The organism is Trichococcus patagoniensis, assembly GCF_003051085.1.
Lineage (GTDB): Bacteria > Bacillota > Bacilli > Lactobacillales > Aerococcaceae > Trichococcus > Trichococcus patagoniensis.
In genome coordinates this window covers 76,080-92,983 of record NZ_QAOM01000006.1, presented here as the reverse complement: position 1 = coordinate 92,983, position 16,904 = coordinate 76,080, and the positions used below count along the sequence as shown (strand labels likewise).

The 16,904-nt window shown below is 45.2% G+C and carries 15 protein-coding genes; 14 read left to right on the top strand and 1 reads right to left on the bottom strand.

Features of this window, described 5'->3' with window-relative positions; genetic code table 11:
* Positions 1–321 precede the first annotated feature (321 nt).
* The 5 genes from gatC to C8U37_RS05305 all read left to right on the top strand — a co-directional run bounded on the left by gatC (position 322) and on the right by C8U37_RS05305 (position 5,575).
* On the top strand, positions 322–627 hold the full coding sequence (gene gatC / locus C8U37_RS05325; RefSeq protein ID WP_108032228.1) for an Asp-tRNA(Asn)/Glu-tRNA(Gln) amidotransferase subunit GatC: 306 nt from the start codon (positions 322–324) through the stop codon (positions 625–627).
* Positions 624–2,078, top strand: coding sequence for an Asp-tRNA(Asn)/Glu-tRNA(Gln) amidotransferase subunit GatA (gene gatA, locus C8U37_RS05320; RefSeq protein WP_108032227.1), 1,455 nt, complete (start codon positions 624–626; stop codon positions 2,076–2,078). Before gatC ends, gatA begins: the two co-directional genes overlap by 4 nt.
* Before the next feature lie 12 nt (positions 2,079–2,090).
* Complete coding sequence (gatB, locus tag C8U37_RS05315; RefSeq protein WP_108032226.1) at positions 2,091–3,521, top strand: Asp-tRNA(Asn)/Glu-tRNA(Gln) amidotransferase subunit GatB; 1,431 nt, start codon at positions 2,091–2,093, stop codon at positions 3,519–3,521.
* Between the two features lie 510 nt (positions 3,522–4,031).
* Positions 4,032–5,063, top strand: a complete 1,032-nt coding sequence (locus C8U37_RS05310) for a diacylglycerol kinase (protein WP_108032225.1) — start codon at positions 4,032–4,034, stop codon at positions 5,061–5,063.
* A 101-nt stretch (positions 5,064–5,164) separates the two neighbouring features.
* A complete protein-coding gene (locus tag C8U37_RS05305) occupies positions 5,165–5,575 on the top strand; it encodes a thioredoxin family protein (protein ID WP_108032224.1) in 411 nt (136 codons plus the stop codon).
* Between the two features lie 179 nt (positions 5,576–5,754).
* On the opposite strand, the gene C8U37_RS05300 is transcribed toward C8U37_RS05305, so the two are convergent.
* Positions 5,755–6,153, bottom strand: coding sequence for a VOC family protein (locus C8U37_RS05300; RefSeq protein ID WP_108032223.1), 399 nt, complete (start codon positions 6,151–6,153; stop codon positions 5,755–5,757).
* 219 nt (positions 6,154–6,372) lie between these two features.
* Between C8U37_RS05300 and rlmD the strand changes: the two genes are divergently transcribed.
* The 9 genes from rlmD to pflB all read left to right on the top strand — a co-directional run bounded on the left by rlmD (position 6,373) and on the right by pflB (position 16,882).
* Positions 6,373–7,755 carry a 23S rRNA (uracil(1939)-C(5))-methyltransferase RlmD gene (gene rlmD, locus C8U37_RS05295; RefSeq protein WP_108032222.1) on the top strand — a complete coding sequence of 461 codons (1,383 nt, stop codon included), beginning with the start codon at positions 6,373–6,375 and terminating at the stop codon, positions 7,753–7,755.
* 153 nt (positions 7,756–7,908) lie between these two features.
* Positions 7,909–8,814, top strand: a complete 906-nt coding sequence (locus C8U37_RS05290; RefSeq protein WP_211306133.1) for a GGDEF domain-containing protein — start codon at positions 7,909–7,911, stop codon at positions 8,812–8,814.
* A gap of 170 nt (positions 8,815–8,984) precedes the next feature.
* Positions 8,985–9,422, top strand: a complete 438-nt coding sequence (locus tag C8U37_RS05285; protein ID WP_108032221.1) for a hypothetical protein — start codon at positions 8,985–8,987, stop codon at positions 9,420–9,422.
* A gap of 139 nt (positions 9,423–9,561) precedes the next feature.
* A complete protein-coding gene (locus C8U37_RS05280; RefSeq protein WP_108032220.1) occupies positions 9,562–10,350 on the top strand; it encodes an SDR family NAD(P)-dependent oxidoreductase in 789 nt (262 codons plus the stop codon).
* A gap of 138 nt (positions 10,351–10,488) precedes the next feature.
* Positions 10,489–11,229 (top strand): tRNA pseudouridine(38-40) synthase TruA, encoded by a 741-nt coding sequence (truA, locus tag C8U37_RS05275; RefSeq protein WP_108032219.1) that lies wholly within the window; start codon positions 10,489–10,491, stop codon positions 11,227–11,229.
* 158 nt (positions 11,230–11,387) lie between these two features.
* Entirely contained in the window at positions 11,388–12,716 is a 1,329-nt protein-coding gene (locus C8U37_RS05270; protein ID WP_108032218.1) for an MATE family efflux transporter, read from the top strand.
* Entirely contained in the window at positions 12,700–13,077 is a 378-nt protein-coding gene (locus C8U37_RS05265) for a hypothetical protein (protein ID WP_108032217.1), read from the top strand. The genes C8U37_RS05270 and C8U37_RS05265 overlap by 17 nt, the downstream gene beginning before the upstream one ends.
* Positions 13,078–13,147: 70 nt before the next feature.
* Positions 13,148–14,077: a Fic family protein gene (locus tag C8U37_RS05260; RefSeq protein ID WP_108032216.1), complete on the top strand. Its 930-nt coding sequence runs from the start codon at positions 13,148–13,150 to the stop codon at positions 14,075–14,077.
* Between the two features lie 534 nt (positions 14,078–14,611).
* Positions 14,612–16,882, top strand: coding sequence for a formate C-acetyltransferase (pflB, locus tag C8U37_RS05255; RefSeq protein WP_108032215.1), 2,271 nt, complete (start codon positions 14,612–14,614; stop codon positions 16,880–16,882).
* Positions 16,883–16,904 lie beyond the last annotated feature (22 nt).

The following is a 16,904-nucleotide window of genomic DNA, read 5'->3' as shown; positions in this document are numbered from 1 at the left end:
GTACCGCTTTTCTTCTCCAGCTTCACGGGTTAGCCCTTCGGAAATTATTTATAAAGGAACCCCTTGTCTCTGCGAGCCAAGGATACTGTTCGACTAACCTGCTGACGCAGGAAGTCTCTCAGCATATTGCGCTCTTCGATGCTCATACGGTACGATTTCCTAAATTTCTTTCAGGTCTGAACGAACCCGTACCGCTTTTAACATTTTCAGAAAGTACTGGAAACATCAGAAAACTCCGACAAACCAATGATTTTTATGATAGAATAAAACAGTATGTAAAAAAACGAAACCTACACAAAACGACAGAAAGAAGGGTATTACATGGCAATCACTGAAGAGCAAGTGCGTCACGTAGCAAAACTGGCCAAGCTGGAATTCGCTCCTAATGAAATTAAACATTTTACAGAACAATTGGGCGACATCATCGACATGGTGGAACAATTGGAAGCAGTCGATACAACGGATGTACCCGTGACTTCTCATGGCTATGCATTGAAGAATGTCATGCGTGAAGATGTAGCGGAACAAGGAACGGATCGCGACCTCTTATTCAAAAACGTCAAGACAGCCGAAGACGGCATGATCCAAGTGCCGGCAATTCTAGATAACGAGGTGGAAGGCGCATGAGCATTTTCAATGAAACGCTGACGAGCCTGCATGAAGGTTTAGTCAACAAAGAATTCTCTTCCGTGGAACTGACACAAGCAGCCTTCAAACGCATCGCTGAAACAGACGGAAAAGTGGAAGCATTCTTGGCTTTGAACGAAGAAGGAGCTTTGAAACAAGCCCAAGCGGCTGACGAAAAAGGCTACGCTGACGGCAATGTCCTGAACGGTATTCCTTTAGGGATCAAAGACAACATCGTAACGGAAGGCGTGACAACGACAGCGGCGAGCCGCATGTTGGGCGACTTTATGCCAATCTATGACGCAACAGTCGTCACAAAATTGAAGCAAGCCGGCGCAGTCAACGTCGGAAAACTGAACATGGACGAATTTGCCATGGGCGGAAGCACAGAAAACTCCTACTACAAAAAAACAAAAAACGCTTGGGACCTGACTAAAGTTCCCGGCGGTTCATCCGGTGGCTCAGCTGCTGCGGTTGCCAGCGGCGAAGTTGTCGCTTCCTTGGGTTCCGACACAGGCGGAAGTATCCGTCAACCGGCTGCCTTCAACGGCATCGTCGGCATGAAACCGACATACGGCCGCGTATCCCGTTACGGCTTGATCGCTTTTGCGTCCAGCCTTGACCAAATCGGCCCGATGACGCGCAACGTAACCGACAATGCGCTATTATTGGAAGCAATCAGCGGCTATGATGCCAAAGATTCGACAAGCATGAAGCTGGAAGTGCCTAAATTCAGCGCGAACCTGAACGGAAATGTAGCAGGCATGAAGATTGCCTTGCCGAAAGAATATTTCCAAGAGGGCGTATCCGCCGAAATCCAAGAGGCTGTAAGAAAAGCAGCTGCCCAATTCGAAGAAATGGGCGCTACCGTGGAAGAAGTCAGCATGCCGACTTTGGCATACGGAATCCCTGCTTACTACATCATCGCTTCTTCGGAAGCTTCATCCAACCTGCAACGTTTTGACGGTGTGCGTTATGGCTACCGCGCAGAAAATGTCAATTCATTGGATGAATTGTACATCAAGAGCCGTTCCGAAGGTTTCGGGATGGAAGTGAAACGCCGCATCATGTTGGGATCCTTCTCATTGAGCGCCGGTTTCTATGATGCTTACTTCAAAAAAGCGGGTCAGGTCCGCACGCTGATCAAACGCGACTTCGCGAACATCTTCGCAGGTTACGATCTGATTCTGGGACCTACCACTACAACGACTGCTTTCGGAATCGGCGAAAAGAACGACGATCCATTGGCTATGTACATGGACGACTTGTTGACCGTAACGATCAACTTGGCGGGCGTTCCGGCCATTTCCGTTCCTGGCGGTTTCTCGGCTGACGGCATGCCAATCGGTATCCAACTGATCGGTAACTATTTCGAAGAAGCGAAGATCTATCAGGCCGCTTTTGCCTTGGAACAAGCGAACGACTATCTTGAACAACACCCAAACCTGTAGGAGGAAAACATTATGAATTATGAAACAGTCATCGGACTGGAAGTCCATGTGGAATTGAAAACTGAATCAAAAATGTTCTCCCCATCTCCAGCACACTTTGGGGCAGAACCGAACACAAACACAAACGTCATCGACTGGGGCTACCCGGGCGTCTTACCTGTCATCAACAAAGGAGCTATTGAATTCTGCATGAAGGCTGCTTTGGCGCTGAACTGCGAAATCTCGACGGAAACGCACTTCGACCGCAAAAACTACTTCTATCCGGATAATCCGAAAGCTTACCAAATTTCGCAATTGGATAACCCGATCGGCCATGACGGCTGGGTTGAAATCGAAGTGGAAGGCGTCAAGAAAAAAATCCGCATCGAGCGCGTCCATCTTGAAGAAGATGCCGGCAAAAATATGCACGGATCGGACGGCTATTCCTACGTCGATTTGAACCGTCAAGGCACGCCATTGATCGAAATCGTATCGGAAGCGGATATGCGCTCCCCGGAAGAGGCTTATGCATACTTGGATGCGGTCCGCCAAATCATCATGTACACAGACGTATCCGATGTGAAGATGGAAGAAGGCTCGATGCGTTGCGATGCCAACATTTCCATCCGTCCATTCGGCCAAGAAAAATTCGGCACGAAAGCAGAATTGAAGAACCTGAACTCCTTCAACTTCGTCCGCCGCGGACTGGCTCATGAAGAAAAACGCCAAGCGCAAGTATTGAACGCTGGCGGCATCATCCAACAAGAAACACGCCGGTTCGACGAAACAAACGGCGAAACGATCCTGATGCGCGTCAAAGAAGGCGAAAGCGACTACCGTTACTTCCCGGAACCGGACCTACCGGGCTTGACCATCTCCCAAGAGTGGATCGACCGCGTCAAAGCCAGCATTCCGGAAATGCCTGCAAAACGCCGCGAAAGATACATTTCTGAATACGACCTGCCTGAGTACGATGCAATGGTATTGACACTTTCAAAAGAAATGTCCGACTTCTTCGAAGGCACCCTTGCTGCCGGTGCCGACGCCAAACTGGCTTCCAACTGGTTGATGGGCGAAGTATCAGCTTACCTGAACAGCGAAAAAGTGGAACTGGCCGACACCAAACTGACGCCAGCGAACCTTGCCGGCATGATCACGTTGATCGAAGACGGTACCATCAGCACGAAGATCGCCAAGAAAGTCTTCCGCCTGTTGGCAACAAAAGGCGGCGACGCAAAAGCAGTCGTTGAATCAGAAGGCCTGATCCAAATGAGCGATCCGTCGCAACTGTTGCCGATCATCAACGCCGTTTTGGACAACAGCCAACAATCCGTTGACGACTTCAAAGCCGGAAAAGACCGCGCCAAAGGCTTCCTGGTAGGCCAAATCATGAAACAAACCAAAGGCCAAGCCAACCCAGGCATGGTCAACCAACTACTAGCCCAAGAACTGGAAAAAAGATAGGATACGATGAATTGCGGGTAGGGGGCGAGCACTAACGAGATTTAGGAACAACCAGCCCGGTTTTGGCTGGATGGGCCTAAATAGCGTTAGGCGGAACCCCCTGCAATTCAGAGTTCAACTAATAGGATGTGATGATTCGCGGTTAGAGTTCGAGCACTAAGAGGACAAACACAAAGCGGACGTTTTTTGTCCGCGTGTGGTTGTCAACTTAGGCGGAGAACTCTGCGAATCAGAACTCAACTAAGATAGAGCGTTCTGAAAAGCGTTCCGTATCTGCTTTTCAGAACGCGTTTGCGTTGCAAACATTCAAGCCAACTTCCTTCCGGAGGTTGGCTTTTTTTTTTGAATGAATGGATCTCAAAAAAAAAATCGCAATAAACCTATCTTTTCCCAGTTCAGCAATTAGTATTCTTATGATTTTGGTGCTATAATCATTAATTGAGTGGTTTGGCAAAGAAAAGATGAATTGTGACCTATATAACAGATGAGCCTAGAAAGATGAGGAAAAGAATGAGAGCAAGAGTAATTTATAATCCTACTTCCGGAAGAGAAATGCTGAAAAAAAGCATGATTGACATCCTTCAAATATTGGAAGAAGCAGGCTATGAGGCCAGTGCTTATGCCACGACACCCGAGCCGCTTTCCGCAACCAAAGAAGCCGAACGTGCCGCGTTGGCCGGATTCGACTTGATCGTTGCAGCAGGCGGAGACGGAACCGTAAACGAAGTCGTCAACGGGATCGCCGGATTGGAACACAGACCGACAGTCGGCATCATACCTGCAGGGACCACAAATGACTATGCCCGCGCTTTGAAGATTCCGCGCTCAAATCTATTGGATGCAGCCCGCGTCATCGCTGATGGAAATGTCATTCCGATGGATATCGGTCAATCAAATGATACTTATTTCATTAACATCGCGGCAGGCGGCTATCTGACGGATCTGACCTATGATGTCCCTGCGAAACTGAAGACCATTTTCGGCTACCTTGCTTACCTGGTGAAAGGCGCCGAAAAAATCCCGCAACTGAAACCGATGCATATGCGCATCGAGTATGAAGGCGGCGTCTACGATGGCATGGCTTCCATGTTTTTCGTAGCCTTGACCAACTCGGTTGGAGGCTTTGAGACGATCGATCCGAACATCGTTTTGGGGGATGGCAAGTTCACGCTTTTCGTCGTGAAGACGGCGAACATCTTCGAAATCCTGCAACTGTTGGCCCAGGTTTTAAATGGGGGCAGACATCTCGAAAATTCGAACGTCCTCTACACACATACTAGCTTTGTGAAAGCAGAATCTCTGGATGGTTCCCGTTTGATGATCAACTTGGACGGCGAATACGGCGGTGATGCACCAACCTTATTCACGAACCATCAGCAGCACATCAAAATCATGGGCAATACTTCCGATTACGCTGATCCAATCGAAGAAGTCGATGAAGATATGCTTGAAGGCGCCGGAACTGGCTTCATGAAGGAAGTCGAAACACTTCATCCGGATGAAGTGAACGATAAACGTTTGCCTTATGACGGCAAGAACTAAAGAATAAGAATGCCCAGCCTCTCGGAGTTGTGACGAGAGCTGCCGGGCATTTTTTGTTATACTGGGAAAAAGAAACTTTAATGCAAAAGGGGACCTGCCGTATGCCGAAAAAACAGAAGAAATTTTTGTTCCTATTATTTTTTAGCGGACTGCTGATGCTGTTTGCAGCCTGCGAGAAAGCGGAAAGTTCCTCCATCGTGGCCATCAGTGATGAAGCGGGGTATGAAGAGGTGGTCGCGCAGGACGTGACCTATCTCTATTTCGGATTCGATGATTGCCCCTATTGCAAAAAGTTCCATCCGATATTGGAAGAGAAATTGACGGAAACTGGGCAGACTGCTTACTACTACAACACGAAAAAACGCGTCAATGATGCCAATTATGATGAGGTGCTGGATACCTACGGCGTCGAGTTTGTTCCTCTCTTGATCAAGTTGGAAGACGGAAAAGCGGTCGGGTCCGTCAATCTGGACACCGTCGCCGACCTGCCGGCGTTGCTGGCGGAAGAATAACAGGCGAGAATGTCCGAGGTTGTCCGATAACCCGAAAGAATCGGACAACCTGCAAGCAAGTGAACGCCAACTTGTCCGATAACCACAAAGAATCGGACAACCGGCACACAAGCGAGTTCGAGCTTGTCCGATAACCAAAAAAATGGGCTGCCCCGACTCTCCGAGGCAGCCCATTCACATTATTTCCACACTAACTGCCAGGTAACGCCGAATTGATCGGTCACCCATGCTACCGCACGTAATTCTCCGACCGCTTCAGGTCCCATCATTACAACACCATCCACGGATAAGGAATCAAAGTAGTTGTCGAAGCTGGCTTCATCTTCGCAGTCCACGTAGAGGGAAACAGCCCAAGTCATATCCGGCAAAAAATCCTCTTCCATGTCCATCGCCATGAAATCCTGTCCGTTCAACACAAACTGCTCATTAATCACGCGGCCGCCTTCGCCATGCTCATCTTCATCGATCTTGGTGAGGGAGGTCACGCTCGAATTAGGAAAAATGGAAATATAAAAGTTCATTGCTTTTTCTGCAGTCCCCGGTAACGTCAAAAAGGGAACAATCCGTTGTCCGCTCATTTTGTCATCCTCGCTTTCTTCCTGTACCCGTCAGTAACTGGTTTATATACTCCTATTATACTGAACGCAAGCGAAACTTCCTATCGATAAGCCGCGCTGCATCCGGTGATATTATGAGAAAGTACTTATTTTTTCCAAACAAACGGGCTTGCTGTATCGAGACCCCTTCTTTTTTGGTATAATGATTCTGAATGAAAAATTATGAACTGAGGAGCACATATGAAAAAACAATATACGGTAGCACCGGTAATAAAAAATGAGAAGATGACTGTAACATTTGAGGACTTAACGTCAGAAGGTATGGGTGTCGCAAAAGTTGAGGGTTATCCATTATTTGTAGCGGATGGACTACCGGGTGAACGGGCCACCATCAAAGTGACGAAAGTCGGCAAATCTTTTGGATTCGCCCGCATTGAGGAAAGACTAAGCAGTTCTCCTGACCGTATCCCGACACGCGATGTTAAAGGTACACGCGTTGGTACAATGCCATTGCAGAATCTGCGTTACTCTGCCCAATTGGCTTTCAAAAAGAACAACGTCGAACAAGTGATGAAACGCATTGCCAAAATGCCTGAAGTCGAAGTCAAAACGACAATCGGAATGGAAAATCCATGGGGATACCGCAACAAAGCACAGATCCCAGTACGTCAAAAAGACGGCAAATTGGTTACTGGATTCTTCCGCACCAACACACATGAATTGATCCCGATGGAAAACTTCCAGATCCAGGATCCAAAAATCGATGAAGCCATCGTAAAAGTCCGTGACATTCTGCAGGAATTCAACGTGAAAGCTTACGACGAGAAGAAACATACCGGAAATATCCGTCATATCATGATCCGCCGCGGTTATTACACAGGCGAAATGATGGTTGTCCTGGTTACTCGTACGGCGAAACTGTTCCCGCAAAGCAAAATCATTCCAGCTATTTTGGAAGCTTTACCGGAAGTGGTCAGCATCGTCCAAAACGTGAACCCGAAACAAAACAATGTCATCCTGGGTGACGAAACCATCGTCCTGCACGGCGAAGACGTGTACCGCGACAAATTGATGGGCCATACATTCGCGATCTCTTCCCGCTCATTCTATCAAGTGAACCCGATCCAAACGGAAAAACTTTATAAATTGGCGATCGAAGCTGCACAATTGACAGGCGAAGAAACCGTCATCGATGCTTATTGCGGAATCGGAACAATCTCCTTGTCATTGGCTGAAAAAGCGAAACACGTGTATGCGATGGAAGTCGTTCCGGATGCAGTCAAAATGGCTGAAATGAATGCTGAAGCAAACAACATCGAAAACATCACCTTCGAAATCGGCGCTGCCGAAGAAGTAATGCCTAAATGGGCTGCTGAAGGCGTCAAAGCCGATGTCTTGGTTGTCGATCCGCCACGCAAAGGCTTGGAACCGGCCTTCATCGAAGCTGCTTTGGAAATTGCTCCTGAGCGTATCGTCTACGTCAGCTGCAACCCAGCTACAATGGCACGCGACCTACAGTTATTCCACGAAGGCGGCTACAGCGTAGGCAGCATCCAACCAGTGGACTTATTCCCGCAAACGTTGCATGTTGAGTCGGTTGTGGCGTTGACACGCAACAAATAAATAGATAAGCCCTTTGAGAATGACGTAGTTGCGTTATTCTCAGGGGGTTGTTTTCTTTGCATACGTTTAAAGTGATGGATTTTGGATGTATTTAAAAATGATAAAATAGAGTAAGCTTTGTTGTAAGGACAAGTCTAAACAAGAGGTGATTAAGTGGAAATAAATTTGAAAGGGTTTCAGAAACTCTTAAGTCAATTGACATCATTTGATAAAATGTATGAACAAGTAAGGTTTGTAGATCCTGTTAAAAAGGAAGTCCTTATGGTTAAACATAAAAACCAAGAAGAACTCGTAACTGTTCTAGAACCCTGTTTTGGCATTTGGGGGAAAGGCGAAGTATGCAAGAATTGTATTTCTATGAGAGCCTATAATGAAAATGATACCGTTATCAAAATAGAAACTTCTTCTGATGAAATCATTATGGTTACAGCAATACCTGTAAAAATAGAAGATAGAATGGTTGTAGTTGAACTTTTAAAAAATGTTACAAAAAGCATGATTCTGGGTGACAGAGAGTTAACTGAAAGTTTGGAAATTAAAAGATTACTGGACCAAGCCAATATAGCAGCAGTAACAGATGAGCTGACACAAATTTATAACAAGAGATATATCATTGAAAGATTACCTGTAGATATGCTCAAATCTCATCTGGAAAATCAACCAATCTCACTTCTGATGGCAGATATTGACCATTTCAAAAAAGTCAATGATACTTATGGTCATTTGGCAGGGGATTTTATATTAAAAGAAGTCGCGGGAATCCTCGGGAAAAATACAAGACAAGGTGTGGACTGGATCGCCAGATTCGGAGGTGAAGAGTTTATGGTCTGCTTGACAAATACAGATAAAGAAAAAGCAAGAGCTATCGCTGATAGAATGAGAAAAGCCATTGAAGATACAGTTTTCAGCTATAATGGAGAAAAGATTAAGTTAACTTCAAGTTTTGGACTTTCTACTTTAACAAGCGAAGAAATGATAGACTATGAGACTCTAATTCACTGTTCAGACAAGAAATTATATGAAGCTAAAAAGACCGGAAGGAATAAAGTGGTTGGTTAGTAGGATTCTTTTTTCAGAAGAAAAAGAGATTTACAAGGCTGAACAGTATCAGCAACAGTTTGACTGGCTCATCAAGCACTTCGATAAGCTTAAAAGCCCGCTTTGTGCCATAGATTAAAGGAGCGTTAAGGAGAGGGAAACTAATTGCTGTTTTTTAAGGAGGATCATTTATGAAAAAACTTCAATTCTCAATCGAAATCAATGCCTCTAAAGAAAGCGTCTGGGCAACGCTTTGGGAAGATGCGTCCTTCCGCGTCTGGGCAAACATCATTGATGAAGGCACTTATATGAAGGGCGAAATGAAAGAAGGCAATGAAATCCAGTTTCTATCTTCTGTAAATGGTTACGGCGTGACAAGTCTGATAGAGAAACTCGATCCGAATGCGTTCGTCTTGTTCAGGCACAGTGCGGACACACAAGCAAGCGGTCAGCAGGAACGCGAAAAAGAGTGGACTGGGGGGAAAGAAAGTTATTCCCTCACCGAAAAAAATAGAATTACGACATTGACTTTCAATACCGAGGTTCCGGAAGAACTGGAAGAAATATTCACTATCAGCTTGCCCAAAGCGCTGGAACGCATCAAAATGCTAGCGGAAAAAATGCAATAAGAATGTATCACGAAGAAAACGAATTAAATAGAGGCGATAGGTTCTCTCATACGACGGTTTCTTAAATTGATAAAAAGGTAAAATAGGGAAATATCCTGTCTGTTTGGGAATGGCGGAATGCAAAAAAACGGAGGCTATTATGAGGAATATTGTGATAACGGGTAGCACGCGTGGCCTTGGCTTTTCTATGGCAACTGAGTTTCTGCGAGCTGGATGCAATGTTACGCTGTCCGGCAGGGGCGAAAAGCTCGCGGAAGCAGCTCAAAGTGAGCTGTCACCTTTTGAGGGGAAATACATCTATGTCCCGTGCGATGTCCAGGAAAAAGTAAATCTGCAAAAACTCTGGGACGCTTCTTTGGCGCAGTGGGGCGAGATAGATATATGGATCAACAACGCGGGGCAAAACACGCCGCACATGTTTTCGTGGGAAACGGGCGGAACCTACACCGAAAACATTATTAAGGCCAATCTTATCGGTATGATATACGGTTCGCAGATTGCGGCAATGGGAATGCTAAAACAGGGACATGGCGCGATATACAGCATGGAGGGTCTTGGCTCAAACAATATGATACAGATAAAAACAATATTATACGGTACTACCAAGCACGCTTTAACGTACTTCATGAAAGGACTCGCCAAGGAACTGGAGGATGCCAATGTAATAGCGGGGCGGTTGTCGCCGGGTATGGTGCTGACTGATTTTATCACAAAAACGCCTGATGGTGAGCAGTCAGATGTCATCACAGATGAGAAGTTCAGAAAGATATTCAATATATTGGCCGATAAACCTGAAACGGTCGCAAAATATTTTGTGCCGAGAATACTGAGCAACACCAAAAACGACGCCCAGATTGCTTGGTTGACAAACCGAAAAGCGGCATGGCGTTTTATGACTGCAGGCTTCCGCAAAGACAGGCTAATATAGAACCAGAAAAATAAGCTAATTGTCGGTTATTGGAAAAAATTCCGCGAAAACACGCTAAACCGTAATGACATCCGGTATAATACCTGAGTACAGGACTTCAAACCTGAAACAGAATCGGATAATGAAGAGGGATAAAAAATGAGAAATATAAAAATGACGATCGAATATGATGGCGGAAGATACTTGGGCTGGCAAAGGCTCGGGGATTCGGACAAAACCATCCAAGGCAAAATAGAGAACATCCTGTCGGCAATGACGGGAACGGAGATCGAAATCATCGGCTCAGGCCGGACGGATGCCGGCACCCACGCCAGAGGGCAAGTAGCTAATTTCAAGACGATATCCAATATGGATTTGGCAGCGATGCAGGACCATCTGATCCGTTATCTCCCGCGTGATATTGTCGTCAAAGAGCTGGAAGAGGTTCCGGAAAGGTTCCATGCCCGCTATCATGCCGTCGGAAAAACCTACAGCTATCATGTCTGGAATAATGCCGTGCCTTCCGCATTTGAGCGCCACTACAGCTACCATTACCCTGGACACCTTGATGTCGACAGAATGAATGAGGCATGCAGCAAGCTTGTCGGAGCCCATGACTTCCTCGGTTTCTCTTCACTCAAGAAATCGAAAAAATCGACGGTCAGGACTATCAATGACATCACGATCCAGCAGGAAGGCAATCTGCTGCACTTTTCGTTCACAGGGGAAGGCTTCCTCTACAACATGGTCCGGATCATGATGGGAACGATCCTGGAAATCGGGGCCGGGACGATGGAGCCGGAATATATCGATGCCATCTTCGAGAGCGGGATCCGGAGCGATGCCGGGATGACAGTGCCTTCTCACGGACTGTTCCTGGATGAAGTTTATTACGATTGACAATCCCTCTCCGAAAAATTATAATCAAATGATATCAATCAAATAAATAACCCTCTTTTTGCCACCGGGCAGAGAGTTTAAGGTGTTCAGGAACATTCCGTAGGTCTTTGAAGGAATGGTTCCGGGGCACCTTTTTTATTTTGGAAGGAGACTGTAACATGGGAAAAGCATTACTGAGGGACTTCTCGAAGTACGTCAGCCTGAATATTTTGGGAATGATCGGCGTGTCCTTCTATATTTTGGCTGACACGTATTTTATTGCGAAAGCATTGGGGGTCAATGGGATTGCCGCACTGAATTTCGCCATTCCGGCATTCAGTATCGTCCACGGCATCGGCTTGATGATTGGCATCGGCGGAGCGACCCGCTATAGCATATTGAACTCTCAGAATAAAAGCGAAGAGGCGGAAGGCGTGTTTTCCGGATCGCTTAAGCTAGGCAGCCTGATAGGATTGGTGCTTATCATAGTCGGTTTGTTTGGATCACGAACGCTGTCTTCGGTCTTGGGGGCGGATGCGGTCACTTTGCCTTTGACGCAGGCCTACATGGCTACCATCTTATCCTTTGCGCCGTTTTTCATCCTGAACAACACAGTGCTCGCTTTTGTCCGCAACGACAACAATCCTAGACTGGCCATGACTGCGATGCTGGTCGGCAGCTTTTCGAATGTCATCCTGGACTATATTTTCCTCTTTCCTTTCGGAATGGGCATGTTCGGTGCCGCCTTTGCGACGAGCCTTTCGCCGATTATCAGTCTGGGCATCCTTTCGCTTCATTTCGCAGGAAAGAAACGGATTCCGGCGTTTCTGAAACACAAAATGACCCGTCCGGCGGTCCTGGACATCCTCACTCTGGGCTCTGCAACGTTCATCACGGAAGTGTCCTCTGCGGTCGTGCTGACGACTTTCAATCTGCTGATTTTAGGGCTCGAGGGGAACAGGGGTGTCGCCGCTTACGGCATTGTCGCGAACCTGGCCTTTGTTGCGGTCGCGATTTTTACCGGGTTGGGGCAGGGCGTGCAGCCGCTTGTCAGCAGATATTATGGGTTAAAGAAATGGGAATTGGTCAAAAAAGTGAAACGCTATGCCTTGCTGACGGCAATTTTTATCGCACTGCTGATCTATGCGGGTACCTTTGCGTATTCGGACACCCTGATCAGCCTGTTCAATAATGAAAATGATCCTGCAATCGCGCAACTAGCGGATGAGGGGATGAAAATCTATTTCCTTGGTTTCTTCTTCGTCGGCATAAACATCGTGACAGCGATGTTCCTGAGCGCCACCGAAAAAGCACGTGCCGCCTTCGTCATTTCCATTCTCAGAGGGCTGGCGGTCATCGTTCCGCTTGCGCTCGTATTCAGCAATATTTGGCAGATGACCGGCATCTGGTCGGCGTTTGTGCTTTCTGAGTTGATTGTTGCCGGATTTGCGCTCTATCTGGCGACTGCTACAGAAAAGGGGACCGTTATCTATGGAAAACGTGACTGAAACAACCAAAACGGAATCGCTGCAATCCTTCCGATCGACCATCCGCAAATCGGAAAATGCCTTAAGCGGAATGACCGAGAAAGGCGCCAACACGACGTTGGTTACGAAAAGGCTCAAGGCCCTTCGCATCGGCTTGGCCGTGCTGGAACATGCTTGGGATGAGAAACCGTATATCTGCACGCAGGAAGACTTCGCAGAAGCCCGCAGTGTGCTTGCCGGTTTGCTCCCGTCGATCGAAAGCATCTATGTCATGTCAAAGCCGGGCAGTCCGCAGAAAACACTTCTGGAAAGAAGAATCAGATCGTTGGAACTGGCACTTCAGGCGATGGATGATATTACCGAAAGAGGTCAACCTTCATAAATGTGAAGGTTGACCTCTTGATGTTTATGAAACTAAACTTTTCGTGATATAATCAGGGCGAGGTGATTGTATGGCAATCCAGTATAATAAATTATTTAAACTCCTTGAGGAGAGAGCTATCCTTAAAACAGAATTAAAAAAAGGGATTGGGATATCTTCTGCCACGATGGCAAAATTAACAAAGAATGAGCCGGTTTCCTTAAAAGTCATCGAGGATATCTGCGGGTTTCTGCACTGTCAGCCTGGAGATATCATGGAGATGGAACAGGAACTGCAGTCGGAACGGCCATTGCTAAAGCTTTTGAAGGAAGAGAAAGAAATGAAGTTGAAGGGCGGGTTGTATCACCAGACCCAAATCAAACTTGCCTATAATTCCAATCGGATAGAAGGAAGCATCCTGTCGGAAGAGCAGACGCGCTATATTTACGAAACGAATACGATTGCAATGCCGAAGGAAGAAGCTACACCTATCGATGATATCATCGAGACAATCAATCATTTCCAATGTTTTGATTATATGATTGATGTGGCGGATCAGGAATTGACGGAGGAAATGATTAAAGTCTTTCATCGTTTGATCAAGTCGAATACTTCCGACAGCAGAAAAGAATGGTTCAAGGTTGGGGATTACAAAGCAAAACCGAATATGGTCGGTGAAAACCGAACCGTTTCCCCAGGAAAAGTGAAGGGTGAAATGGCTAAGTTGCTGGCAGATTATGCCTCTCTGGAGGCCGTACAATTCGAGGACATCATTGCGTTCCATCATCAGTTCGAATCGATCCATCCGTTTCAGGACGGTAATGGCAGAGTTGGGCGAATTATTCTGTTCAAGGAATGTTTGCGCTGGGGAATTGTACCGTTCGTCATTGATGAACGCCACAAATTGTTTTATTATCGCGGCCTGAAGGAATTTGAAACTGCGAAAGGGTATCTGATGGATACGTGTTATTCCGCGCAGGACGAATACAAAAAGCTAGTTGATTATTTTATGGAGGAATAATTGTTAAAGACAAAGAGTCGTATCAAAAGCCGACAAACCGCATCCAGACAGGAGAATGAACGTGGGAAAAGTTATTTTGGACCTGACCATTTCTTTGGATGGATTTGTGGAAGATCCTGAAAGATGGCCATAACATTTGTCACAACCGGCGTCTGTGATGCAATCCGCCAAACCAAAGCGACAGAAAAAGATGTGAGCATCATAGGCAGCGCACTGACCACACCCCTTTGTTTAAGAAAAGGTTTGGTCTATGAATTGCAAGTGGATAGAGTACCTTGGTTTTTACCGGAAATGTGCATTTGTTCTCGTGTGTATCATGGGAATACTAACAAAATAAGCGTGAATCACGTGAGAACGCCATCAGTTATATAACAATTAATACAGATTAGTTGCTGATTATATAACAGATATATCCCTTTGTTACGGCGTTTTTGTCTTTTTTAAGATATTTGAGCATATCTGTTATAAAATCATTCATGATGGTGTATAATGTGAATATAAAAACAAACTACTAAGATGCGGAGGAATTAGTTTATGAATAATTCGTGGCGTGGTTTTAAAGGTTCTCAATGGCAAGAAGGTATTAATGTTCAAGAATTCATCAAAAATAACTATACAGAATATGTTGGGGATAAAAGTTTCCTGGAAGGCCCTACGGAAGCGACAAATGAATTGTGGCAAGTGATTGTAGAACTCAAAAAGCAAGAAATCGCTAATGGTGGGGTTTTGGATGCAGATACTTCTGTTGTCAGCACGTTAACTTCTCATCCGGCTGGTTATATCAATAAAGATTTAGAAAAAATCGTTGGTTTACAGACAGAAAAACCATTGAAACGTGGCTTGAACGTTTATGGTGGTATCCGTATGGCAGAAACAGCATTAAAATCTTATGGTTATGAACTTGATCCTGAATTGGATGAATTTTACACAGAACACCGTAAAACACATAACCAAGGTGTCTTTGATGCTTACGATGACGACATTCGTATGGCTAGACGCAATAAGATCGTTACGGGATTACCGGATGCTTACGGTCGCGGACGAATCATTCCTGATTTCAGACGTATCGCATTGTATGGTGTTGATTATTTGAAGAAACAAAAACTAAACGATTGGAACGCATTGCAAGCAAAAACGTATACTGAAGAAGACATTCGTTTACGTGAAGAAGTTTCAATGCAATATCGTGCATTAGGCAAATTGATTGAATTAGGTAAAATTTATGGCTTTGATATCAGTAGACCAGCAGCAAATGCACAAGAAGCAGTACAATGGGTTTACTTAGGATTCTTGGCTATGGTCAAAGAAGACAATGGTGCTGCTCAAGGTTTAGGACGTATTGCAGAATTCCTGGATATTTATATCGAGCGTGATATTCAAGAAGGTACTTTGACTGAAAAAGAAGCGCAAGAATTGATCGACCACTTGGTAATGAAAGTTCGTATCGTTCGTCAACTAAGAACACCAGAATACGAAGCTTTGTTTGCCGGAGACCCAACATGGGCAACATTGACATTTGCAGGTATGCTTGATGATAACAATTCATTGGTAACAAAAAATACATTCAGATTCTTGCAGACACTCTATAATATGGGTAATGCACCAGAACCTAACATGACTTTAATGTGGAATGAAAAACTTCCTAAAGGATTCAAGGATTTCTGTGCAAAAGTAAGTATTGATACAAGTGCTATCCAATATGAAAATGACGATGTTATGCGTCACTATTATGGAAGTAATGACGTTTCAATCGCTTGCTGCGTAAGCCCGACAGCAGGAGATACGGGTAGTTCTATCCAATTCTTCGGTGCAAGAGCTTCCCTTCCTAAAATCTTAACTTATGCCGTTACAGGTGGTTACGATGAAAAAAATAGAAGTAAAGTTATCGATGGCCTAGAACCCATCACAGCTGAATACTTGGACTATGACACTTTGATGGAAAAAATCGATGTTGTTATGGATTGGGTAGCAACAACTTATGTAAGAGCATTGAATATCATCCACTACATGCACGATAAATATGCATACGAAGCTGTTCAATTTGGTTTGCTGGATACCAAACTTCACAGAATGATGGCTACAGGTATTGCTGGTATCGGATTGGCAACTGACTCAATGAGTGCTGTTAAATATGCTAAGGTCCGTGTGGTTCGTGACGAAGAGGGATTCCCGATCGACTATGTCGTTGAAGGGGAGCAGTTCCCAACATTCGGTAATAACGAAAAAGCAGCAGACGAAATTGCTGACATGCTGATCAAGAAATTTGTTGGCAAGTTGAAGGCTCAACCTACTTACCGTAATTCTGAAATTACAACTTCTATTTTGACAATTACTTCAAATATCGTTTACGGAAAAGCAACAGGTGCTCTATTCAGTGGACAAGATGAGAAGTACAAAGGCTACAGAGAGGCGTTCACTCCACTGTCTCCAGGAGCTAACCCAAGTTATAGCAGTCCTTACAAAGGTGCTCTGGCAGCATTGAAATCAGTTAGTACGATTGATTTTGAAGACGTTAAAGATGGCTCTTCCTATACATGGGCAGTTCATCCTAAAGCATTAGGAAAAGAAAGTGATGTTCAAATAGAGAACTTAACGATGCTATTGGACGGATACTTTGGAAAAGAGGGTGGACATCACCTAAACGTAAACGTATTTTCTAAAGAAGGACTAGAAGAAATGTTGAGAAATCCAGAGAATTATCCACAAGCTACCATTCGTGTATCCGGTTATGCGTTGGAATTAGCAAAAGCAACGAAATCACAAATTGCAGACTTGCTGGAACGCGTTATTCACGGTTCATTCTAATTAGAATAAGAAACAAAGACTG